Here is a 22487-nt window from a genome sequence, read left to right as displayed (position 1 = left end):
ATAACGGCTGGATCGATTCCCTGCGGGGGCCGCAGACGCATCGCGGCATGCCATTTTTGTTCGGCAGCGACGCCGGGTCGGATGTGCTCGCTTTGCGGCCTGGGGAGGTTCCTGTCCTGATCGCGCTGCCACGCGCTTTGGCCAGCTACGTGCTCTTTGTGCAAGTGGTGGGGGACCATCGGCCTGCGAACCCTCAAGGATTCGGGGAGGTCGGGCCGGCGACGCCGAAGGCAATTCGCTCGCAGATCGGATGGCGACATACGTGCTCCGCTACGCCGACGGCAGCGAGGCCAACGTGCCGGTGCTGCGGCGGTTCGCGATCCAGCAGAACCATATCTCCTGGAGCGCGAGTGCGTTTGCGGCCCTGCCGTTGCGCGGTCCCATCGTGCACGCAAGCACCGGGGAAGATTTCACGCTCGGCAGAGCGCCGGGCAAGAGCTTCTTCCACGGCGAAACCCGTACCGAATCGGGGCGGATGGATCGACAAGGCGAAAACGTGTGGCTTTATGCGCTCCCCAATCCGCATCCGCAGAAGGAGCTCACCTCGCTAAACCTGCGCGCCGAGCTAGAAGTTTCGCTTGTCTTTGCCCTGACCACGACAAACCTCACCGAGCATCCGCTGCGCCTCCAGGGTCGTCGCAAGCTGAAGATGCGGCTGCCGCCCGGAGTGCATCTGAACAAGCTTGGCGAGCTCGACGTCGATCATCGCGGCGAACAGATCGGCATCGATCTCGGCACGGTGATCTCCGCCCGCGCGGTGCTCGACTATACGAGATCGGCCTGGCTCGGTGACGAGCACGACGTGCAGCCCCTGCGCTCCGAGGACGAGGTCATCGTCGAGTACTCCGCGCATCCCGACGCACGGCTGTACCTCCGCGCCGAGGACGGCGGCTTGCACGTTGCCGACCTACGGTCGCTGACTGCCGGCAACGCGTCGGACAGCTCCTTGGAGGTGGTGCCCATCGCGCCGGCGACAAGGCCTGTCAGGATTCGCATCGTAGACAAGGGCAATGGCGTTCCTGTCGCCGCGCGCCTGCACATTCATGGCGCGGATGGGGAGTATCTGCCGCCCAAGGGGCACCACCGCAAGGTCAATACCGGCAGGTTCGAGGACCTCGCCGGCGAGTTTGCGAACGGGTTGAACCAATACGCCTATGTGGATGGCAGCTGCATGGCGGACCTGCCGATCGGGCCCGTGTTCGTGGAGATCAGCAGGGGCTTCGAGGTGCGGCCCCTGCGCCGCATCGTTGAAATCACCGCGAGCACGGACGAGCTCACCTTCGAGCTGGACAGGGTGCTGCGCTGGCGCGAACAGGGCTGGGTCACTTCGGATACGCACGTCCACTTCCTGAGCCCGCAGACAGCCCTGCTGGAGGGCAAGGCGGAGGGCGTCAACGTGGTCAACCTGCTCGCGGCGCAATGGGGCGAGTTGTTCACCAACGTCGCCGATTTCGATGGGCGCACGACGCTCGGCGCGAAGGATTTCGGCGGGGATGGAGAGTTCCTCGCCCGCGTCGGTACAGAGAATCGGATGCAGGTGCTCGGGCACATCTCGCTTCTCGGCTATGAGGGCGAGATCATCCATCCGCTGTCCTGCGCTGGATCCAACGAAGCGGCGATAGGCGATCCCCTGGAAGCCACCATGGCCGACTGGGCGCAGCGTTGCCGCCAGCAACGCGGGCTTGTCGTGATGCCCCACGCGCCCAACCCGCAGGCCGAGCGAGCAGCCGATATCGTGCTCGGCCTGGTCGACGCCATCGAAATGATGTCGTTCAACCCGCGGACGGCGCAGATCAGCGCATTTGGCCTGGCCGACTGGTACCGTTACCTCAACATCGGTTATCACCTGCCTCTGGTCGCCGGGTCCGACAAGATGGACGCGGCCGCGCTCCTCGGAGGATCGCGGACCTATGTTCAGCTGGGCGCGCGCGATTTCACGTATCGCAACTGGATGGATGCCGTACGCAGCGGCGACACGTTCATCACGGTCGGACCGCTCGTGGACATGACAGTGGAAGGACGTCGCCCCGGGAGCAAGATTGCGCTTCCTCCTTCAGGCGGGATCGTCGACGTCGGCTGGCGGATCGAGTCGGTCAGCGTACGCCCGACAAGAGTGGAGCTGATCCGCAACGGCACCGTGGTCGATGAAGTTCGATGCGGCGATTTGTCGTGCAAGGGTCACCTCGCGTTGCGGCTCACCGAGTCCTGTTGGATCGCAATACGCGTTCGAGGCAGTGTCGCCGGGCGCGAGGCGGACATCGCAGCCCACACCAGCGCGGTGTATGTCCAAGTCGGTCACCAACCGATCTTTGCCACCGCGGACGCAGTGTCGGTCCTCGCGCAGATCGAGGGATCGATAGCCTATATGGATACGCTGGCTCCCAGGACCGATGAAGCGCGGCACTCGCGGCTACGGGCTGCTATTGAGCTTGCACATCATCGCCTGCATCACCGGCTCCACGAGCTCGGCGCCAGCCATGAACATGCGCCGGTTCACTCCGTTCACGTAAAACGCGAGCATTAAATGACGAAGGCTTTGGAACAATCACCTGCTGGTCCCTTCCGGCCTACCTTGAACCTGCGGCTCTGCGGCGCACCCGCGCCATAGCAGGTCCCGGCCAAGGCATCGTTGTAAGCAAAACGCGCAGGTGCGGGGCGGAGCTTGAGTCTTCGTTCGAGCCTCGAATTGCTCGGCGAACGTCAATGAACGGCCCTTGAAGGACCGATTTCACAAGCAGCTGCCGGCGCGCTGACGGCAGGATCACTGACCGCGAGCCCGCTGCCGCCTTGCGGGGCGTTCGCCCGGCCTTGGCGGCGCTGTCGATGACCGCATGACCAACCGATACGGCAGCAGAACACTTCTGGGGACCGGGGTCCCCGCAATGGCATTGATGAGGTAATCGGCTGCGCCCCGGCCGATTTCAGCCGCGGGAACGCTAATTGTCGTGAGCGGTGGGTCCATCTGGGCCGCGAGCTCAACATCGTCAAATCCTGTGATGGAAAGGGCCGCCGGGACGATTGATCCCATTTTACGGGCTTCCGCCATTGCACCGATGGCGAGCGTATCGGTCGTGCACACCACCGCTGTGGTATCGGGATGGTCAGTGAGCAGTTGACGAAGCGCGTTACGCCCCTGGACGAGCGAGTAATCTGTCCGGATGATCTGGGTCGGTTTGAGCGAGATTTCGACTTTCGCAAGTGCTCGCTGAATACCCTCCAGCCTGGCACGGGATCGGTCGTTGGAGGGAGAATTGACATTGGCGATCACTCCGAAACGGACGTGCCCAAGCCCCAGGAGATATTCGGTCATGTCGCGGGTGGCGCCTTCATTGTCGATGCCGATCGCGGGAATGCCGCCAGCTGCCTTGGAAACGTAGGTTGTGATCACGGGGACAGCGGCTTGTTCGATCAGCGCCCTCAGCTCGCGTCCATGGGAGCCACCGACCAGCACAATACCGTCAATGCCGCGTTCGATGAGACTCTGCAGCTCCTGCAATTCGCGACGCTGGTCATATTGGGAATTGGCGATGAACAGGGTGTAGCCGCTTTCGCTAAGGCGGTTCTGCAGTGCTTCGACGCCTTCGGCAAAAATACCGAGCGCCAGCGTCGGAACGATCACGCCGATCGTACGCATGCGCCCGGATTTCAAGGCCCTCGCAGCGCTGTCGCGGGTATAGGATAGGTCGGCAATATGCCGCATCACCTTGTCGCGTAGCTCCGGCCGGACGATTTCAGGATGATTGAGGACGCGCGACACTGTCGCCGGCGAGACATTTGCCTTGCGCGCGACGTCCTCAATCTTCACACGCGCTTGTTGGCGGGCCTTGGGCTCGATTATTGGCTTCTTGTTCATCTGGGCATCGATCAGTCGAAAGAGGGCATGATCTCTGATCGCTATAAACCACCCGATTGCCACACTTCTCAAGCCCAGCGTGCGGACAGGTGACATTTTCCGGTGCGCAAATGCTGGTCCGATCCGGCGGCACGTCGGTTGTAGGCGCTTCTTAGGCCGCTTGACTCCGCCGCTCACAATGTCTTTTTAGAAATCGATTTCAGAGATGCAATGACAGAATACCGTCACCTCAGAAAGTTGAAGGCTACAGAGCATGGTCGATCTTCTAAGCGGCATTCGCGTGCTGAGCTTCAATCACTTCCTGATAGGCCCTGTCGGCGCGCAGTTTCTCGCAGATCTGGGTGCGGATTTGATTGCCGTCGAGGCGCCTGACGGTGCGTTTCAACCGGAGCTGTCGTCTCCCAGGTCACCGCTGTCAGGGCCTCAATATGGCGTCCTGCAGGAGTTTTGGGTGGATCCACGCTATCGCTCGGCTCAAAATGGGAGGCGGCTTCTGGCTGCCCTTGAGCGCGAAGCGCGGGCGCGGGGGTGGATGGTCGAGGTGTCTCTTCCTTCGGCAGGCCGGTCCGATGCCGAAAGGCTCGTCGCATTCTATGAGAGCATGGGCTTCGCACCGGCCGGTGAACGGAGACGACGGAGAATTGTGCGACCTGGCTATCTGTACACACGGCACCGGCCCATCCAGCCCTCCGGGCCTTTTCGCAAGTGTGACTGGGACGATCAAGCCTTCAACGGAAACGGAGGATCGACTAAGCAAGATACGGAGCGGATTAGAGAGCTCGCCCGGTGTCCATTTTAGCTCACCAAAGTCACAAACAACGTGGTGCCGCTTCTAATGAGTCTTCATGATCCCGGCTATCTTAAGGCGCTACGAGTGGACCTCATCCGCGAGAGCCCGAGAGCACCGATCTTGCCAGAAGATATGCCGCGCTCGGCGTACCGCAGAACACATCCCTCGATGGCAGGAGTCATGCATGACTGACGTCTCCAGCCCTGATGAGGGCCTTCTTCTATTTCGAAACCACATCAACAAGCTAGACAAGCAGCTGGTGGAGATTCTCAGCCAGAGACTCTCCGTCTGAGCTGAAGTTGCACGCTACAAAACGGAACGCGGAATCGCGATGATGCAACCGTCTCGTATTGCAGAGGTAAAGGCTCGTTGCGCCAAGATCGGGACCGAACGCGGGCTGCGCAGGGATTTTATGAAAATCTCTATGCGCTGATCATAGGAGAAGCCTGCGAGCTCGAAGCCATGATCATAGACGAGCGAAAGGCCATCTCCTGATGGTCCGCATCTACACGCTCGGCCCAGCGAGAAGCTGTCACCATCATGCAACTTCGAGGCATGAGACATCGTACTGGTAGACGATCTCGTGGCTGAAGCGGCTGAGGCTGCGGATTGCCGAGACAGCTATGTCCTCCAATGTAGCGCGTACCTGAATGTCCACCTCGTGACGGAGCAATATCGCGATCGTCTGCAGGTTGTCGACACCTTCATACTGCCCACACAGAGCATCGCGGTTCTCAAACGCAAGGACGTGCAAGAGCCTCGGACGCTGGGTCTTCCTGAACCAACAATGGGGTATATCGACACGAATGCTTGGAATCAGCTGATTTTAGAAACGACAAAGCCGGTTGTTGAGAAAAAACTCCTTGAAGGCGTGTATGATGCCGGCGTCGCTTACAGCAGATCGGCGCTCGAACATCCCGACGAGATCGAGGCATACAGGAGATTGGCGAGGTGGTGACGACCTGGCTGCTATATGGCCCGCGTCTCCGCTATTCCGGTACGATCATCCGCAGTCTCTATCCTGAGTTGCATGACGCGCTGCCCTGAAAATTCACAAGAACCTGAAGAGGACCGTCATGACCTCATCCCCTCCCGATGCAAGAACGAAACTCGTCCTTGTCGCTTTGACCATTGGTGCCTTCGCCATCGGCCTGGACACTTTTGTCATCATTGGCGCGCTTGATGTGATCTCTCGTGACCTCACGATTTCAACGGGTGCGGCGGGCTCGATCATCTCGATCTACGCAATCTGCTACGTCGTTTTCGCGCCGCTGAATGCCTGGATGTTTAGGACCATGAGCCGCCGCAATGTCCAGATCCTGTCCGTTTCGATTTTCATCGTTGGCAATCTGGTCTGCGCGATCGCGCCGAATTTCATAATCCTTGCGGCAGGTCGGGTCGTTTCGGCCTACGGCGCGGCCATGTTCACCCCGGCGGCTACCGCGCTGGCTACCGAGCTCCTGCTGCCCGCCCGCAAGGGGATCGCGTTGTCCCTCATCTTCGGCGGCATGACCGTTTCACAGGTTGCTGGCGTTCCGGCCACCAGCTGGATCGCAGATGCGATCGGCTGGCGCTATGCCTTCGTCTTCGTCGTCATCGCGGGGCTTCTCGCATTGCTGATCTTCACCCCCATGATGTCTGGAATCCCTGCTAATGCGCCCGAGCACGGAAAAGGTCTTACCTCGAAAGAGTTCCCCAAGATCATCTATGGTGTCCTTTCCGTGACACTGTTCGTCGTCATCTCCGAATTCGTCGTCTATTCCTACGTCAGCGTCTTCATCTCAGGTTCTCTGCTTGCCGGGGTCCCGCTGCTCTCGGCCGCGCTCCTTGCTTATGGATTCGGAGCCGTGACCGGAAACGCAGCCTGTGGCCTTCTGACCGATCGTTTCGGGCCCTACATGGTCCTCATCGCGGCGGTCGGGGCACAACTACTCCTGTTGGTAGGACTTGTCGCTTTCGGACAACATGGTTTCCTCACCCTGGTCATCGCCTTCCTCTGGGGCAATGTAAGCTACATGTATCTGGTCCCCATCCAGCACCGGCTCCTCGGCGTAGCCGGGGATAGGTCCAAGCTGGTTCTGGCGATGAATAGCTCGACAACCTTCGCAGGCATCGCTATCGGCGCTTTTCTCGGCGGAGTTATCGTCGAGATCCGTGGGGTCAAATTCCTGGCCCCGGCGTCCATCCTGATTGGCCTTGTCGGCATAGGGCTTGCTGTTGCCTTCGTGCGAGAACCGGCGAAAGCTGCGAGTGGGGAATGTACAGGATAGACGAGTGGCGGACGCGTGTCAGCGCGCGAGATTTTGCCGTTTGCCAAACCAGAAGATTTCCGTAACGCAGACAGCCGCTCAAAGAGGCGCCCAACAGTCGGCGATCACGTCGCGCTGGAATCGAAAAAATGCCGGCTGTGTCGGATGTCTTAAGACGTCTGGCCGCCGACGCCACGTTGGCGGTTGCTGAGAGTAGGCGTACGAAGTAGTCCGTGAAAGCACTCGGATGAGGAAGAGGCCCGGATACCAGGGCATACGCTTCAAATATCGGGCCTCCTCTTGAACCCGCCGCAGGCGCCACGAGAATTCCCTTGGGCCACTCGCATCGCCAGCGTGCAGGCGCAGGCTGGCTCAATCATGTTTGGCCGGTGCGCGAGCAAATCTGGCATCGTGGTCTCAATCGGGCGTGATCCAGAAACATGTCGATCTGTCGCGACCATCCCGCTGAACGGGTTTGCGAATGCATGCTGCGATTTCCATTGGTTTAGCGTCTGGATTTCAACGCGCATCCCACGCCAAAGATTCAGTTGAGTGGACATCGAAACCAGTCATCGGTCTGGCGCGATGAATTCAGCAAGCCTGGGGTGTGCAGCGCCTTTCCCACTGAATGATGCTCAATCAGCCGTCCAAATCGCCATGTTGATCGTCCTGATCACTTCAATTCAACCGACCTCTTCGGGCCAAATGATGATGTGACGGCTGCATTATTGGGTCGGCGCTGTGACCGCGAGCGGCACCAGAAACGAGGTGACAAGTGCATTCATACCCATGCCGAGGCTCGAACAGACGCCAGCAATCTCATCAACCTGGAATGCGCGCGCTGTACCGATACCGTGTGCCACTACGCCCGCCGGAAAGCCCCGCGCCCGATAGTCACTGATCCCGCTTCGGCTTATCATCTCTTTCCGCCGAGTTGCACTTAATGATGCTTCGTAAATTGGCCTAGCTGGCTCGCGATCCAACTGAGCGAAAGAGGGCGACAGCCGCGTTCCAGAAACTGACATTCGCGAATTACGGAAGTCAGCGCCGGACAGCCTTTAATGCTAGTTCTCTAGCTGCTTGCTAAGCTTCCGCGCTGGTCAACTACCGGACCTAGTGATTTGATCGAGGGCATGGCACATGGCAAGTGTTGGCTTATGTACGTTAGTCTTGGCCTCGGGTACACAGATTAGCTCAAGGATTGAGCACCGACCCTCCAACCCGCGGTATTCTGTGCGCTAAGGCGCGCTCCGACAGGTTTTTGCCAAGATCCGCGATCGAGTTTGCACGCGACTAGATCACTCGTGGCAGAGAAGCATATGGCAGAAATTGTGAAGGGAATATCTCGTACGCCGTCCTGATCCTGCAGTGTCCAGATCGGCGAGCACACTGCGATCTCATACCTCGTCAAGCCACTCTCGTTTCGGATCAGTCCAGCCTTCACGGAGAACTAGCTACAATGAGTACGATCGACGTCGAAAAGCCTCTCGATGCCAGCCGGGCAAGACGCCTGAAAGCCGCAACGAGCAGTCAGCATGACAGCATCGACAAACAGATCATGGCACAGAACCCATTTGCGAACCGCGAACGGTATGGTCGCTTCGTGACCGTGCAACGTGAATTCCACCGGGCCATCGATGGTCTGTATGTCTCTCACGAGCTCGGCCGATGGTTGCCCGGTCTCTCCTCGCGCCGGCGCCTCGGCCTGATCGAGCAGGACCTTTGCGACCTTGGCATCGCGGCGGCAAGCCCTCGCCATACGTTCGAACTCGGCTGCGAGAGCGCCGAAATCGACCTGCCGACGGCGATCGGTTGGCTCTATGTCGCGGAAGGCTCGAATCTCGGCGCCGCATCTCTACTCAAAGCGGCCGGAAGTCTTGGGCTGTCGGAGTCCTTCGGAGCGCGTCATCTGGCGGCAGCCCGAGAGGGGCGCGCTGCGCATTGGAGGGCGTTCACGAGGGCGCTAGACGCCGTGGACCTGTCTGTTTCCGAGGACGAACGCGCCGTCGCCGGGGCGCGAGCCGCTTTCTCCCATGTGCAGGAACTGGTGTCCGACCTGCACCGACCGGCGGCGGAAATTTGACAGGAGCTTTGCTGCAGGCAGCCGAATTGATCAGCATAAGCCTCTCCCAAGTCACCGCTGTCGGGGCTTCAGGCCCATCCTGCAGGAGTCTCGGGTTGATCCACGCTATCGCTCGGCTCAACCTGAGAGGCGGCTTCTGGCTGCCCCGGACCGCGAAGCGCGAGCGCCGGGGCGGTGGTCGAGGTATCTCTTCTTTCGGCCGTCGCCGAGAGGCTCGTCGCATTCTATGAGAGCATGGGCTTCACACGGCCGGTGAACGGAGAGGAAGAGGATTGTGCGACTGTACACAAGACACCGGCCTCATCCAGCCCTCAGGCCTTATCGCAAATGCGACGTGATCAGCCTTCAAGGAAAACGGAGGATCGACTAAGCAAGACATGGAGCGAGCGCTTTTCTCGGCGGAGTTATCGTCGAGCTCAGCGAGATCGATCCTGGTCGCGGCGTCCACTTGCAGAGAGTGGGCGTTCGAAGTAGTGCGTGAACTCCACTACATGCGGATGACGAAGAGGCCGATATCAGGTGATACGCTCAAATATCGGCCTCGTCTTCAACGCGCCGCAGGCCCCACGATAATCCGGTCGGGCCCGAATTGCCAGCATGCAGGCGCAGGCTGGCTCAATCATTTTGGTCCGGCGCGAGAATATGCGGGATCTTTACGTGTTGGTCTCGCGCTGACCTCACGCGGCTCGCGTGATCCACAAACATCTCACCGATCTGTCGTTACCGGTCCGACTGAACGGCTTGGCGAATGCATGGAGCGCTCTCGGTAAGTAGCACCTGTATTTCGTCAAGTATCCCACACCAAAGGTTCCAGTTGAGTGGACATCGAAACCAGTCACCGGTCTGGCGCGATGAATTCAGAATGGATCGCAGCTGCGGTACTAACGGCTGCATCGACTGATAGATTTCCAAATGCGGGCTGACAAAGAAGATAGTTCGCGCCGGCCTCCTCCAGATGATTAAGAACGGTCTGCCGTACAGAAGCCCGCGTTCCTACGACGCACAGTTCACTTTCGATTGCGGCCTCGAAGGTCGGGGGAAGGTTGCCCGGCAGTGATATGTTGTTCAACTCGTAAAGGAACTTAAAGCTGCTGAGCCAGCGTTCGTAAGCAGGTGCGGCGAGCGAATGGGCCTCTGCCTCAGAACGTCCAATCACGATCATGCGGAGCAAAGCAATAAACAGGTCCCTACCGTCGGCGGGACGCTTGGTGTTTCCATGGGCGCGAAACACGTCGGTGACTTTGCGAACAACAGAGGACGGCCCCACACACGCAAGGTTTGCGCCATTGGCCGCCGCCCAACTGGCTGACTCTGGCCGATTTGTGGCGACCCATGTCGGGGGGTGCGGACGCTGGTGAGGCGAAAGGGTCAAAGGAACACCGTCGAGAACAAAATGCTGCCCCCGATAGTTTAGAAGGCCGCCATTCATCGCATTAACAAGTATTTGGGAAGCTTCTTCGTAACGACTAGAAGCCACTTCCGCATCCACCCCGAAATAAGTCAGCTCCATCGGGAGGGAGCCACGACCAATACCCACTTCAAGTCTGCCATTACTCAAGTGATCCAACATGCAGATCTCCTCGAACGCACGCAAGGGGTGATAGAGGTTAAGCAGCATGACCAATTGACCGACACGAAGCCGCCGGGTGCGCTGTATGACGCTGGACAGAAACAAGTTCGGCGAGGGGCTTCGTCCATGTGGTGTACAGTGATGCTCAGCAAGATGATACGCGTAGAAACCGAGCCGATCGTAGGCCTCGGCCAAGACCAGACGGTCCGCGTATTGTTCGGCGATATTGCGCCCATCCTCATCAAAATGATCGAAGATGCCGCAAGTTAGATTTGAAGAAAGGATGTTAGTCACTCGATTATCTCCAGCGAGAAGTTGAGGTCCGCTGACTGTCAAACGCCGTAGCGGCCCTAAACGGAATGCGTTGCTTATGATGCAGGCCGGTATTCATCGCCTGCGGCGATAACTCTATGGATCCAGAGCGAAGCACGCCCCAAAATCGTCCGTCGCACGTGCCAGACGCTCGGATGAGTGGTCGGTCATCAAGAAGAGCGGTCTGCTCCCCGACGGACCGTGCCGACGGCTGTAAGAAAAGCGTCCATGTGCTCTCTCGTGCCGATGCTAACGCGAATGCAATCTTCCAGGCCGTCATCCGGAAAGGAGGCGACAAGGACTTTCTGACTTTCCAAAGCGCTATGCCACCATCTGCCGTCCTGACCCGAAGGCACACGGGCGAGCAGAAAATTCGCGTGCGAGGGCATTACAGAGAACCCGAAGTCGGAGAGCGCGCCCGAAACTCGCTGCCGTTCATGCTTGATGTGGCTATGGTTCTCGTCATAAGCGCGACGATGCTGAAGGATGCTCATGCCGACGGCATGACCAACCACATTCATGTTGAACACATTCTGGATGTTCCGAAGCCTCCCGATCAGCTCGGGATGGCCGAACGCGAAGCCAACGCGAATGCCCGCAGCTGCGTAGCTCTTGGAGAACGTACGCAACACCAGAACATTCGAATGACGATTCACCAGATGCAGTCCGCTCTCAGGTGCGAAATCGATATAGGCCTCGTCCAGCACGACTAATCGGTTACATTGCGCTAGGAGGCGCTCGATCTCAGCTACCGGCACGAAGGCGCCCGTTGGATTGTTCGGATTAGCTAACAGAATGAACTTGGCATGTTTAGCAGGGCCGAACAGCAAGTCATCGATCGGCAGGCGGCCAAGTTCGTTGCAGCGGACTTCAAGAAACTGTGCCCCTTGCAACATGGCAAGCTTGCGGTTGAACGAAAACCCTGGAGAGATCATCGCGACGCTGTCACCCGGAGCAAGAAAAGCTCTATAAATTAGGCTAAGAAGTTCAGATGATCCATTACCAGCCATGACGTGATCTGCGGACATGCCATAGGCAGCGGCCGCTGCTTCCCTCAGGCTGACATTGTCATTCTCAGGATACAGGTAGTGCCGCTCTAGGGCTGCAATTGCACTTCGCATCACGATGCTTGGCAACGGAAATGGATTCTCATTCGTATTTAGCTTCACGTAACTATCATCCGGGGCTGGCCGGCCAGCCGGGAGAGCGTCCAATTCGCGAGCCATCGGAGTAAGCGACGACAACAGATCTCGTAATTTTGCGTCCGTCATGATTGTTTCCCGTTTCCATCGGTAGAGGTGTTTGCGCGAGAGGCGCCGCAAGCGCGGCTAGCTGGCGGCTGGAGTGTTTGAACTAAGCAGCCTCAGTTGGGGTCGCGCATCGGGTCAGGGCCGGCAAAGGTCGGCTGAATTCACCTGGGCGGGCGAGTTATCTCCAATGTTGTAAGCAGAGGCGACACTCTCAATTGATCTGGACTGTCGAGACACGTTCGCTGTCCGTTGTCTTGAGCTCGGCAAGGATTGAGCGTACCGATGTGTTCCCGCATCAGACAGGTTCCTGAAAGGATCCTGAGGTCGAGTTCTTCAACGAGTGACGCGCTCTTCAGTTGACTAGCTGGAAGCAATGCTGATCCTCGTCGGCTGTCTACGATGACCATGCGTTGCTCTGAACAGGGCAGTCAGCTGAATGGGTACTTGCGAAAAGCTGACATTTGTTGCTCCAGATGTTGCGCAGACCTCGCAGTCAACCTTCTCGTTCCTGCCGCGGTACCAGCAGTCCGGCACAATGATGCTTGACTAAGGCAGCTTGTTACGAGCAGGCGGAGCCTGTTACCGGCAGAATCAATGAGTATCAGCCGCGGACGAGCGGATCCGCATGGCTTGTCCGGCGAAGTCTCTCGTCCAGAGACTGGAGCCATATCGATCATCGTCTCGCTGTCCAGTACATTCCTCGATCCTTTGCGCCCGAGCAGTTTGTGGGCGATTATCCTGGTGGTCGACGACTCATCCGCTCCACCGACACCTCTTGTCGAGAAGTGCCGAAGTGGCGCCTCTGCGACCCAAGCCGCGGCTTAGCCGGAGTTCGTCCGGTCTTGCGCCACCGCCTCGTTGTCTTAGACCGTACAATGTGACGCCACGTGCGATTCAAGCCCCTAGCGCTGATTTACTAGCCTCCACAGGGTCGAAAGCGTTCGAGCGAGGCTGCCGCGAGCGCGAAGCGTTCTTGAGCAGAGCCCCACCGAAGGTCTACTCGTTGCACGAGCCGGAGGTGGGCTCCGTCAGAAGGAGCAGAGCACAGCGATTGTACGAGTTCGGCGTCAAGTTCTGGGTCGCCATCGGCGCACGTCAGGACGGGCAGTTCGTAGCCAATGTGAAAGCGAAGCCGTGCAATAGCTTTGACGGCGACACTTGCAACCGTCATCCTCCAGATGGAGGTGCTGATCAAATACCATCGAGCGCGCGGTCCGCGACAAAGGCCATCGCGGCTACGTACCGCCCGATTAAAAGCTCAGCGTGTTGATCTCAGGACAGAAACGGCGGGTGGCGACCGCAGATCAAAGGCGAGCTTCCAGGGCGTTCCACTGTCGAGCCGTCATCGGCCAATCAGATCCGAACCGAATATCGCGATCTTGTGTCCCGCTACGCCAGACGCGGGGTCATAACGGTTTGAGTCGCGGCCGATCGGGCCCGCCAGGTAGATACTGACCGGTGGCGCCCAATCCTAGACAATCAATTTGCCTCGGTGTGATTGCCCGAGCGGGCATCGAGGTCCTTCAACTTGAAATGCTGGATTTTGCCCAACTCCGTTCGGGGCAACTCGTCAGTAAAGATGATCTCGCGTGGCGCCTTGAAGCGTGCGAGCCGCGTTCTCACATATTCGATCAGCACGTCCGCCTCAATCCGAGCTCCAGGCTGCTTGACCACGTAGGCGACCGGCACTTCGTCCCAACGAGGATCGGGCCGGCCGACAACGGCGCATTCCGCGACATCCGGATGCTCCGTAAGCACACGCTCCACCTCCGCCGGGTAAATGTTTTCTCCGCCGGAAATGATCATATTCTTCTTGCGATCGAGCACCCAAAAATATCCATCCGCGTCGCTTCGTCCGATGTCGCCAGTATAATACCAGCCGTTGCGCAAAACCTCGCGGGTTGCGTGTTGGTTGTTCCAATATTCGCAGAAGAGATTGGGCCCGCGTACCGCAATCTCGCCCGCAGTGCCGGGCGGTAGCTTATCGCCGGCATCATTCGTGATTGCCGCTTCGCAGCATACGCCGGCTCGTCCGGTCGAGCCATCGCGCGTGAGATCGCCGCGTAGCCTTGTATAGAGAGCAATAGGACTGGTTTCCGTGGAGCCATAAACCTGCAGCACGGTTATCCCGCGTTCGGCCAATTGTCCGATAACGTGCCGCGGCACCATGGTTGAACCCGTGGAGATGGCCTTCAGGGAGCATACGTCGACCCTCGGCCATCGGGGATGATCGGCCAGAGCTTGGATCGTAGCTGGCACCAGTACGGTTAACGTGGGCCGATCGCGCTCAAACGCTGCAAGGGTTGCTTCTGGCGTAAACCGGCTGTGGAGCGTAACTGTCGCGCCGTAATGCAAGGCGGGCGTGGTCAGAATGTTGAGGCCGCCGACGTGAAACAACGGCAACACGGATAGGATATGGTCGGTCGGGCTGAGCTCATGCATGTGCCGACTCATGACGCCATTCCAAAACAACGCTTCCTGGCGCAGCACAGCGCCCTTGGGTCGTCCTGTAGTCCCCGACGTATAGACGATCAGGAGTGGACAGGACAGATCGACATACGCGTTGGAATCATCACCGCGCGCTTCCTCGAGCAGCTCACACCACTTGCTTCCGCCGACGGGATCAAAGTCGAGTCCGACAATGGCCGCAAAGGGCAACTCCTCCGCCACCGTCGGCAGAATTCCGTGGAAGGCCTGTTCTAGCACGAGGACTTTGATACCAGCATCGGACAGGATGAAGAGCTGCTCCGCGATCGCAAGCCGCCAGTTCAATGGCACGAGAATTGCGCCGAGTCGCGCGCAAGCATACAGCAGAACCAGATAATCGGGCCGGTTCAAGCTGAGGATCGCAATGCGGTCCCCTCTCTCGACGCCGAGCCGGGTTTTCAAAGCGCGCGCGGCCTGTTCGATACGACGGAGGAAAGCGACATAGCTCAAAGTCGTCCCCTCGAAATGGATTGCCGCTTTGTCGCCTTCAAACGCCGCGCTGCGCTCGATCAGTGTGCTAAGATTAATCATCAGTCGCCCGCTCCTTTTGACGTTGACATCGTCTTCGTTCCGACGCGCTCAAAATGTGAGATTCCGATCGTGCTTCGAGGGCTCGATTGCGCTCTCATTGCTCGATTGACGAGCGGCTTCCGGGCGATCGCCGGGCCGCGACGGCGAGCCCGTCGAGGATCCCGTTTGTACCGCCACTAGGCCGCTCTCTTTGCTCCCCAATGACCGCTCGCGACAGAATACCTGCGGCAACCGTAGGAACGACGTCTACCGGATAGGCTGCCTCGGTACGGAAATCGTTGTTCATCATCAGAATGTCCTCTCGATGTGCACGCGAATTGCGTTTGCGTCGACATCGATCCAGTTAAGCGCGGCAGCCGATGCGATCATCTTTCGGTAGGACGTTTCCCAGGATTTGTCGTCCGGCCGGCCCGGCAAAACAGGAATAAGATCAATAGGCACCAGTGCATTATCCCGGTCCACGATCACAATCCCTCTTAAGGAAGGCGATCCAACAGTGGCTTCGGCGTTGAACGCGAGCTTAAGCTTATCGAAATCGAAGGGATCCCGCAGGTGTAGGCCACGTTTAGGTGAGTACTCGATGATCATTGCGATGTGTGTGGGAAGATCGGCCAGGCCGTCATTGATGGGAGTGGTTCTGTGCGGCCGAAATAGTACTCAGCACTCGGTCAACGTTCGGAGCGCGCCCCTGAAGTTTACCAGCGGCTGGCCCTCTCTCGTTCGCGCCGCGACGATTCGCCCAACAAAGATTCCGTGCGTGCCAACCATTTGATGGTGATGCAAGACGCATTCGAGCACGCAGATTGCGCTTGATAGGACCGGTATGCCCATCAGGCCTTCATCCCAAGAGGCTTCCTCAAAACGATGAACGCCTTTGGCACCGACTCGGCCGGCGAAACGTAGTGCAAGGTCTTGCTGATCCCTGGCAAGAAGGCTGACGCCAAAGCCGCCGTTGGCGAGTATGGCAGTGTAAGTCTCGGAACTCGTACCAATACAGACCAGTAAACAGGGGGGCTCCAGGCTGAGCGAGGTGATAGAACTGACCGTTAGCCCTCGTCGGTCGGGCCCTGTACCCGAAGCCACAATGGCTACACCGCTCGCTAGATTCCGCATGGCTTGGCGAAATTCGTTCGCGTCGACGGACGGAATATCGCCTAGAGGCGAAGGCAAGTGCCAAGTCATGGCGCGCCTATGAAGTCATTCTTCATCCTCTTCAACTGCGCTGCGGGAGACTGCATCGGCGCGCGAGGGGTCTCAAACCCGGCCCGGTTCGCCCTCGACAGCCGCGCGCCAGCTGCTATCGGTACGGTGAGTCTGCGACCGTAACTCGGCTCCAAAGAACCCGCAATTGGCGCAGGCACCACCGTTGCTCGAGGTTGCCGGTTAATGGTGTGAACCATGCAATCAGTGTGATTCATCATTGGGTGATCTGTGACAAGGTGGGTTGGACGATGCATATCGGCCAGGGCGCGTCGCGACAGCCGGCAACTCATGGAGTCCCGAGTCGAGCAGATTGCCACCAAAAGGCCGATGACCGTCTTGCCGAACGGAAGCCGGAGATGATGAAGCCGGAGCGAAACAGTCTGCGCGCCATCAATGCGTTCCGGGCTTAACGGCAGGCTCGCGTGATACCAGCGCAAGGGTTGCCGCCGTGACATCGGACTGCCGCATCAGACTCTCGCCGACGAGAAAGGTTGAGACGCCAGCCCGTGAGAGCCTGTGTAGATCAGCATTCGAAAAGATGCCGCTTTCGGAGACAGTTAGACGGTCTCCAGGAACCAGCGGCGCCAGCCTTTCGGTGGTCGCTAGCGTCGTAACGAAAGTACGCAAGTTCCGATTGTTGATGCCAATCAGTGGCGAACGAAGTGTTAGCGCGCGGTCTAGCTCCTCTCGACCATGGACCTCAATTAGGACGTCCATACCATATGTGTGTGCGGCGGCTTCGATCTCGCGGGCAGCGCCGTCGTCGAGAGCTGCCATGATGATCAGGATGCAATCAGATCCATAGGCGCGCGCCTCGACGACCTGATAGGTATCGAAAATGAAGTCCTTGCGCAGTATCGGCAGACTTGTTGCAGCTCGCGCTGCCGTCATGAAATCGAGATGTCCCTGAAAGGACTTCCCATCCGTCAGGACTGAGAGGCAGGCCGCTCCACCGGCCTCAAAGCCCTTCGCCAGCAAAGACGGGTCGAAGTCGGAGCGAATGAGGCCTCTGGAGGGAGAAGCCCTTTTTATCTCGGCGATAAGTGCGTACTCGCCCGCAATATGCTTGCCGCGAACCGCGCTGACAAATCCGCGTGGCGCCGGAGCACGCCGTGCGAGCGCCTCGATCTCCGATAGCGGCACCGCTCGCTTGGCGTAGACAATCTCTTCGCGCTTATAGGTCTCGATCCTGCGTAGAAAGTCAGACATTGGCTATCCCGCTGTCATGCGTTTGACACGTCAATCAGACGTTTCAGTCGTGCCGCTGCAGCGCCCGTATCGATCGATTGCTGTCCAATGGCGACGCCCTCCTTTAGGGTCTTGGCGTGGCCGGCGATAACCAGCGCCGCGGCCGCGTTGAAAGTCGCGATGTCGCGATACGGACTCGGTTTGCCGTCCAGCACGCCTTGTAGCGCGACTGCACTGGCCTCAGCATCGCCGCCCCTTAGGTCTTCTTCGCTACAGCGGGTGAGGCCTGCTTCCTCCGGCGTCACTTGGAATGTGCGGATACAGCCCTCGTCAAGTGCGGCGACAAAAGTCGAGCCGGTAAGAGTGATCTCGTCGAGCCCGTCCGAACCATGCACCACCCACGCCGACTCAGCGCCAAGAGCCTTCAGCACTTGCGCGAAAGGCTGCACCCAGCGGCGCGAAAAAACTCCAACCAGCTGCCGCGTGATCCCTGCCGGATTGGCCAGCGGGCCCACCATATTGAAGATCGTGCGGGTCGCAAGCTCCACCCGTGTCGAGCGGACGTGCTTCATCACGGGATGATGCACGGGCGCATACATAAATCCAATACCAGCTTCGCGCACACAGCGACCAACGTGGTCAGGATCGAGATCGAGCTTTACGCCGAGCGATGCGAGGACATCGGCAGCGCCTGAGCGCGAGGAGGCTGCTCCATTGCAATGTTTTGCAACCGGTATACCGGCGCCTGCGACGATGAAAGCGGCACAGGTCGACACGTTCACCGAACCGGAACCATCTCCTCCCGTCCCGACAATGTCGATCGCCTGAGCGGGCGCGCTCACCCGCAGCATTTTGCTGCGCATGGCCGAAACCGCTCCGGTGATCTCCTCTACGGTTTCGCCCCGCACCCGGAGCGCCATCAGCAGACCGCCGATTTGTGAAGGCGTGGCCTCGCCGGACATGATTATCTCGAACGCTGACGCCGCTTCTTCGCGGGTCAGCCCGGCGCCGGTGGCGACTTTCCCAATGATAGACTTAAGTGAATCCATGGTGATTGCGAGCCGTACCTTGGTTGCTGCTGGTCGCGAAAGTTGATGGGTGATCTGGGCAGTCGGGTGCACGCAGAGAGTTGTCAGCTCTTCATCTCATCGGCTAAAGCCGAACATGCGCTCGGAAAGCCAGGCTGCGATATCTGTTCGCGGCGTTTCTTTTCGTTCTTGCTGCAGCTCGTCGAACCCGCAGGCAAGGTGACGCTTTCGGCTGCGTCCGTTCCGGTGTGTTGCGCGGCGTACCGCCCGGTGCCTGGCTCATGAGAGTGCGCCGGTGCTCGCGGTCTGTCGGTGTCAAGGCTATTAGTTCGATGCCCAAGGGTTCTTCCTCTATGCGGCTCTTATGCGCGCAATCGCGCTGGCACTGTCGGCGCTCTGGTTTGAGGTTAGCGTCACGATCACCCTCAGGCTACGACCTGACGCAACGTGCGGTTCAAGTCCTGCGATGCCGTTCAGCGGTCTATTCTGCCGGAGGATCGTTCACATTCGCAAACCAACAATGCAGCTGCCGACGCCAACCACGGGCAAGTAGAAGAATTAGGCGTCGCGGACGAAGCGGCTATCGGCTGTACCGGAATATCGTCGTACGATGGCGATCTTTCCGAGAATAGCGCCAGAGCGCACAAAGGTTGGGCTTTGCGTCAAGGTGAGAACGAGAAGCGCTAGATCGTCTTGCGGAGGTGAACCCTGGTTTCAACTTGGAGTGCCGGTGCAATCGTTTGGTTCGCCAAACCACGCTTGCAAATTCGACGGTGTCGGCATTTGCGCTGCCTTTGAGATGACGCGAATTAGCCGTGCCGAGCCGCGACATCCCGCCATCGCGTCATTTTCACTCGTACCGCAGCGCGGCGCGCCTAATGACGATCCTGGTCTGGACATGGCAAGAGCCATCATGCGCGACGGCTGGAGGTCAGCGTCCATCGGGGCAGAACGCTGCCTGATGGGGGCAGGGGACCTAACTGCGCCAAAGACGTGTCAAGATTGTCTCCGTGCGAGCGATCGTCAGGCCGGCCTTCTCGAGAGCATCCAAGATCTTGCCTGCAACCACTCGCGGGCTGCCCTGGTGCTCTTCACTCAGGTCAACCGATAGCACGCCGGCGATGAGCGCAAGCGCTTTGTTGCGCGACGCGCAGTCGTAATCGGCATACTCGCCGCAAGCACTACAGGCGATCACCGGCCGGCCAGTCCAGGGATCGTGCAAGGCGCCCTGGCACCATTTATCTGCGTGGCATTTCGGGCACAGCATAGACGTGGATTCCATGACGGCTGAACTTCGCAAGATGTGGCGGTCAGCTGGACGACTGCTTAGCTGCTCTACGTCCGCGAAAGCGCTGAGATTGAACAACCACCTTGCAGGTCCAGGAACGAACAACACGATCGAGACGAGCGCGGTAGGAATCCAACGGACGGAGAAAGCCGTGTCTCCCAATTTGATGCGTGAGTAACCAGCGCGAACAAGGCAAGTAGGAGGGAGTGTCAAGGACCGGCGCTAAGAAAGGTCGATCCACGTTCGGTTGAATTATTGTCATTAAACGGGATCTGCCATCCTCCCGTAAGCCAAGGGAGTGTTCGCTCCTGTCCTCGAGCCGAGCGCAAGGCGATGTGTGGCCCGTAACGGTAGCTCGCGATCCAAGTGTTACCCCGACGGTGTTTCAAACTTTCCATGACGCGAGGTCCTCATTCTTGAGTGCCGATAGCGCGGTGCTTTGGATGAGCCCGTTTTGGAACGGGAATGGCACGCCGGCTCTGATGTAGCGGAGGAACACCGTGGCTTTTCCTTCATCTGATCTTGATCTCTGGTACCCACCGCTACATTCTGAAGACGCCGTAATGGGGTGCCTCGATCGGCGCGTTCAGTGAGGCGCTAAGAACGATCGCAAGAGCAGTCCTCGTGTCCACCGGATCAAGAATTCCGTCGTCCCATATCTCGGAGGTCGCATAGTAGGCGTTCGAGCGCTCTCGATACTCTTCCACAATGGGCTGGCGAATGGCCGCCAGCTCCTCGTCCGAAAGGCGTCTACCGTGGCGCGCCAGTTGTTTTGCCTTGACATGTGTGAGCACGCCCACCGCTTGTTCGGCGCCCATTGCTGAGATTTGAGACTGCGGCCATGAAAACAAAAAGCGTGGATCGAAAGCCCGTCCTGCCATGGCGTAGGTACCGGCTCCGTGGGAGCTGTTACAAACGAGCGTGAATTTGGGCACAGAGGCTCCAGCGACGGCCATTATCAACTTTGCGCCATCCTTCGTTATGCCGCGCCTTTCGTAATCTCGGCCAACCATGAAGCCGGTGACATTCTGCAGGAAGACAAGGGGTGTTCGGTTCTTGTCGCACAGCTGAATGAAATGTGCACCTTTCAGTGCGCTTTCGCTCAGGAGCACGCCATTGTTGGCCAGGACACCGATTTGATAGCCATGGAGCTGTGCAAAGCCACACACCAGAGTTTCGCCATAACACCCTTGGTACTCATGGAATCGACTGCCATCGACCAGACGAGCGATGATCTCTCGCATGTCTAGCTGCACGCGTGGATCCCTTGGAAGGATGCCGTAAAGTTCTGATGCGTCGTAGGCTGGAGGCTCCGAAGCGGCTCGATTGATAAGGGTCTTCGCGGGTTGATCGAAACGAGCGACGATGTCCCGAGCGATCGCAATTGCATGTGCCTCGGACCTTGCGAGATAGTCGCACGTCCCCGACACGCTGGTGTGCACGCGACCGCCGCCAAGCTCTTCGGCGGAAACTACCGCGCCAGTGGCAGCCTTGACGACCGGAGGGCCGCCGAGAAAAATCGCTCCCGTGCCCTCGACGATAATGTTGTAGTCACTGAGTGCCGGAACGTAGGCGCCTCCTGCGGTGCAATGACCCATAGCGATCGCGACCTGCGGCACTCCCATCTTCGAAAGTATGGACTGGTTCCGAAAGATTCGTCCGGCATGATACTTGTCTGCAAAGAACTCCGCTTGCATCGGTAGGAAGCCGCCGGCGCAGTCACACAAATGAACCACGGGCAGGCGATTCTCGATCGCAATGTCCAAAGCTCGCACGATCTTCTTGACCGAATGCGGATACCAAGCCCCGCCTTTCACACTCGGATCATCCGCATGAACGATGATCTCGCGGCCGGCAACGATTCCTAGACCGACGACTTGGGCCGCACCCGGCACCTCACCGTCGTACGCCCTGTTGCCAGCTAATGTCGAAAGCTCCAGGAACGGCGTATCAGGATCAAGCAAGGCCTCGATCCGATCACGAACAAACATCTTGTTCTGCTGCCGCAGCCGCTCGATTTCTCGCGCCGGCCGGTCGAAGCGGATGGCATGCTGGAGTGCCTTCAATTCGGTTGCAAGCTGCTTATTGTGAAGTTCGTTGAGCCGAAACGCTTCCGATCTTGGGTCTACCAGAGAGGCGATCCTCTGCATTCTAGATTCCTTCCTCTGAAAGGCTAACCAGCAAAGCGTCACGCTCGAAGCTTTCACCTTCTTTGAAGTGAATGCGGCTGACAACGCCGTCCTTTGGAGCGCGTATAGTGGTTTCCAATTTCATGCTCTCGATGGTCATCAAGGCCGTGCCGGTGGACACGGATTGCCCAGGCGAAATGGTGATCGAAACCACGATCCCTGGAATTGGCGCGCGAGCCATCAGATGATTGGCTTCCCGGCTTGCCGAAGCGAGAGCTCGCATCGGATCACGATAACGCAAACTGCGCGTCAGTCCGCGCATATGCAAATGGATTGTCTCACCATCGATGACGAACCTGACTGGCTCGCGTTCGCCCGCGATGGTGAGAGTACCGCGACCCTCCCCTTGGCGTGAGAAACTTAATGAGGCAATCACCCCATTTTCCAATCGAAGACGATATCCCTCCTTGCAGCGTACCAGCCATAACGGATAACTGATGCCATCGATCTCAAAGCAGTGTTTCAC

19 protein-coding genes are annotated in these 22487 nt (G+C 58.6%); 6 read left to right on the top strand and 13 right to left on the bottom strand.

Features of this window, described 5'->3' with window-relative positions; genetic code table 11:
- Positions 1-250 precede the first annotated feature (250 nt).
- Positions 251-2524 (top strand): CehA/McbA family metallohydrolase, encoded by a 2274-nt coding sequence (locus tag ACVWYQ_RS15425; RefSeq protein WP_456725827.1) that lies wholly within the window; start codon positions 251-253, stop codon positions 2522-2524.
- A gap of 237 nt (positions 2525-2761) precedes the next feature.
- On the opposite strand, the gene ACVWYQ_RS15420 is transcribed toward ACVWYQ_RS15425, so the two are convergent.
- The gene (locus ACVWYQ_RS15420; protein ID WP_456725826.1) at positions 2762-3853 is read right to left on the bottom strand and encodes a LacI family DNA-binding transcriptional regulator; all 1092 of its coding nucleotides are present in this window, start codon (positions 3851-3853) and stop codon (positions 2762-2764) included.
- Positions 3854-4106: 253 nt separating this feature from the next.
- Between ACVWYQ_RS15420 and ACVWYQ_RS15415 the strand changes: the two genes are divergently transcribed.
- The 4 genes from ACVWYQ_RS15415 to ACVWYQ_RS15400 all read left to right on the top strand — a co-directional run bounded on the left by ACVWYQ_RS15415 (position 4107) and on the right by ACVWYQ_RS15400 (position 6913).
- Positions 4107-4652, top strand: a complete 546-nt coding sequence (locus ACVWYQ_RS15415; RefSeq protein WP_456725825.1) for a GNAT family N-acetyltransferase — start codon at positions 4107-4109, stop codon at positions 4650-4652.
- A 322-nt stretch (positions 4653-4974) separates the two neighbouring features.
- A complete protein-coding gene (locus ACVWYQ_RS15410; protein WP_456725824.1) occupies positions 4975-5076 on the top strand; it encodes a hypothetical protein in 102 nt (33 codons plus the stop codon).
- Between the two features lie 150 nt (positions 5077-5226).
- On the top strand, positions 5227-5601 hold the full coding sequence (locus ACVWYQ_RS15405) for a hypothetical protein (RefSeq protein WP_456725823.1): 375 nt from the start codon (positions 5227-5229) through the stop codon (positions 5599-5601).
- Positions 5602-5719: 118 nt separating this feature from the next.
- Positions 5720-6913, top strand: coding sequence for an MFS transporter (locus tag ACVWYQ_RS15400; RefSeq protein ID WP_456725822.1), 1194 nt, complete (start codon positions 5720-5722; stop codon positions 6911-6913).
- Positions 6914-7617: 704 nt separating this feature from the next.
- Here the strand turns inward: ACVWYQ_RS15400 and ACVWYQ_RS15395 are convergent.
- Positions 7618-7917, bottom strand: a complete 300-nt coding sequence (locus ACVWYQ_RS15395) for an LrgB family protein (RefSeq protein WP_456725821.1) — start codon at positions 7915-7917, stop codon at positions 7618-7620.
- A 434-nt stretch (positions 7918-8351) separates the two neighbouring features.
- Here ACVWYQ_RS15395 and ACVWYQ_RS15390 point away from each other — a divergent pair, with 434 nt between their 5' ends.
- Positions 8352-8975, top strand: a complete 624-nt coding sequence (locus ACVWYQ_RS15390; RefSeq protein WP_456725820.1) for a biliverdin-producing heme oxygenase — start codon at positions 8352-8354, stop codon at positions 8973-8975.
- A gap of 835 nt (positions 8976-9810) precedes the next feature.
- On the opposite strand, the gene ACVWYQ_RS15385 is transcribed toward ACVWYQ_RS15390, so the two are convergent.
- The 11 genes from ACVWYQ_RS15385 to ACVWYQ_RS15335 form a co-directional block, all read right to left on the bottom strand.
- Positions 9811-10839, bottom strand: a complete 1029-nt coding sequence (locus ACVWYQ_RS15385) for an LLM class flavin-dependent oxidoreductase (RefSeq protein WP_456725819.1) — start codon at positions 10837-10839, stop codon at positions 9811-9813.
- Between the two features lie 188 nt (positions 10840-11027).
- Positions 11028-12128 carry a histidinol-phosphate transaminase gene (hisC, locus tag ACVWYQ_RS15380; RefSeq protein ID WP_456725818.1) on the bottom strand — a complete coding sequence of 367 codons (1101 nt, stop codon included), beginning with the start codon at positions 12126-12128 and terminating at the stop codon, positions 11028-11030.
- A 1458-nt stretch (positions 12129-13586) separates the two neighbouring features.
- Positions 13587-15122 (bottom strand): class I adenylate-forming enzyme family protein, encoded by a 1536-nt coding sequence (locus ACVWYQ_RS15375; protein WP_456727148.1) that lies wholly within the window; start codon positions 15120-15122, stop codon positions 13587-13589.
- Between the two features lie 97 nt (positions 15123-15219).
- Entirely contained in the window at positions 15220-15414 is a 195-nt protein-coding gene (locus ACVWYQ_RS15370; RefSeq protein WP_456725817.1) for a hypothetical protein, read from the bottom strand.
- Complete coding sequence (locus tag ACVWYQ_RS15365) at positions 15414-15713, bottom strand: hypothetical protein (RefSeq protein WP_456725816.1); 300 nt, start codon at positions 15711-15713, stop codon at positions 15414-15416. Before ACVWYQ_RS15365 ends, ACVWYQ_RS15370 begins: the two co-directional genes overlap by 1 nt.
- Before the next feature lie 69 nt (positions 15714-15782).
- Positions 15783-16238, bottom strand: a complete 456-nt coding sequence (locus ACVWYQ_RS15360; RefSeq protein ID WP_456725815.1) for a flavin reductase family protein — start codon at positions 16236-16238, stop codon at positions 15783-15785.
- 480 nt (positions 16239-16718) lie between these two features.
- Positions 16719-17537, bottom strand: coding sequence for an indole-3-glycerol phosphate synthase TrpC (trpC, locus tag ACVWYQ_RS15355; RefSeq protein ID WP_456725814.1), 819 nt, complete (start codon positions 17535-17537; stop codon positions 16719-16721).
- Positions 17538-17551: 14 nt separating this feature from the next.
- On the bottom strand, positions 17552-18565 hold the full coding sequence (gene trpD / locus ACVWYQ_RS15350) for an anthranilate phosphoribosyltransferase (protein ID WP_456725813.1): 1014 nt from the start codon (positions 18563-18565) through the stop codon (positions 17552-17554).
- A 955-nt stretch (positions 18566-19520) separates the two neighbouring features.
- Complete coding sequence (locus ACVWYQ_RS15345; RefSeq protein ID WP_456725812.1) at positions 19521-19826, bottom strand: hypothetical protein; 306 nt, start codon at positions 19824-19826, stop codon at positions 19521-19523.
- Between the two features lie 548 nt (positions 19827-20374).
- Positions 20375-21982: an acyl-CoA carboxylase subunit beta gene (locus tag ACVWYQ_RS15340; protein WP_456725811.1), complete on the bottom strand. Its 1608-nt coding sequence runs from the start codon at positions 21980-21982 to the stop codon at positions 20375-20377.
- Between the two features lies 1 nt (position 21983).
- Entirely contained in the window at positions 21984-22487 is a 504-nt protein-coding gene (locus ACVWYQ_RS15335; RefSeq protein WP_456725810.1) for a biotin/lipoyl-containing protein, read from the bottom strand.

This window comes from Bradyrhizobium sp. USDA 3397, from assembly GCF_054060965.1.
This window is presented reverse-complemented; position numbering and strand designations above follow the sequence as displayed.